Genomic DNA, 1,330 nt, shown 5'->3' with positions numbered 1-1,330 from the left:
GGCATACGGGTCGAATCCGTCGCGGAGCAGAGCGCCCTGGGCCAGGTAGGAGTACGCATCGCGGCTGAACATCGGCACCGACAGCAGTAGCGGAGCGGTCCATGCCGGGACGATCCAGCGCAGTTCGCCCACCGTGGTGCGGCCGTGCAGGGTTGCGCGCCCGAGCCGAACCCACGCGGTGATCATCAGCAGTACGCCGACCCAGACGATGATGGTGGAGAGTACGAATCCGTGACCGAATCGCAGCCACGACAGGTGCATCTCCTCGAGCAACGGATCGCGTCGGCGCACACTGCCCGCGCCGAACCCGCCGAACACGATGCAGACGGCACCGACCACACCGAGTATCGCTGCCTTGCCCTCGGGACTGCGCAGGAAATTGCCGGTTGCGGTCAGTCTGGACGGTCGTCGCGCAGCCGAGGGTGGCGTGCCGCCGTCCGACGATCGATCCTCGGAGGTGGAGTGCGACGAGATCGAAGACATTGCCGCCTGCTCCTCCTCTGCAACGAGTTGTGGGTCGAGATGTGTACGTCGGCCGATGGTTCTCGCCGATCACCGAACGATCATGGTCGCAGCAATGAGCGCGACCGGCAAACGATCGCGCTCAGCTTAGTTGGTCGACGCAGTGAATCGAACGAACCTACCGGCCCGTGCGCCCTGTCACCCGCTGCGCGGCGAGCTTTCCCGACACCAGAACCGTGGGGACGCCCACTCCAGGAGTCGTGCCCGAGCCGGCGAGAACCACGTTGTCGAGCCCGGCGACCATGTTCTTGCGTCGGAACGGTCCGGTCTGCCTGAACACGTGGGCGGACGAGAACGGAGAACCCTCGATCATGCCCTTCTGCGCCCAGGTCTCGGGTGTGTCGATGTGGTCGAGCGTGAATCCGTCGAGCAGACCCTTGTATCCGCGAGCCTCCAGAGTCGTCAGGATCTCGTTCAGATACGGCTGCGCCAGCTCGCCCCACGGCAGTGGAGCGCTGTCGAGATTGGGGCACGGTGCGAGGATCGACACCGGTTCGCTGCGTACTCCGCCGCGCACCACTTCGAGATCGGGATCGCTCACCGACGGTCGGGTGATCAGCAGGGACGGATCGGCCATCAACGATCCCTTGCCCGATCGCGCGGTGATGCGGCGGAAGGTCTCGGCCCATTCGTCGCCGAAGTCGATGGTGTGGTGAGCGCGGGCGGGCCACGTCTCCGTCAGCTCGACGGGAACGGTTCCGTGCGCGACGACCGCCGACGGTGAGACCACGCCGTATCCGTTCCGTCGGCCCTTCTTCGACACCGACGCCCTGTCGAGGAGTCGATCGACGACGGGCAGGTCTGCGGT

Annotated in this window: 2 protein-coding genes; both read right to left on the bottom strand. The window is 65.9% G+C overall.

The features are described 5' to 3' along the window. On the bottom strand, window positions 1–483 hold a 483-nt coding region (gene mptB, locus A2J02_RS18540), incomplete at its 3' end, for a polyprenol phosphomannose-dependent alpha 1,6 mannosyltransferase MptB (protein ID WP_197478063.1). A 157-nt stretch (window positions 484–640) separates the two neighbouring features. Further along, window positions 641–1,330: FAD-dependent oxidoreductase (locus A2J02_RS18535; RefSeq protein WP_197478062.1), on the bottom strand; the 690-nt coding region annotated here is incomplete at its 5' end.

Origin of the sequence: Rhodococcus sp. EPR-147, from assembly GCF_001647185.1 — a bacterium.
GTDB lineage: Bacteria > Actinomycetota > Actinomycetes > Mycobacteriales > Mycobacteriaceae > Rhodococcoides.
Note: the sequence above shows the minus strand (reverse complement) of the source record. Positions and strands in the feature narration are given on the sequence as shown.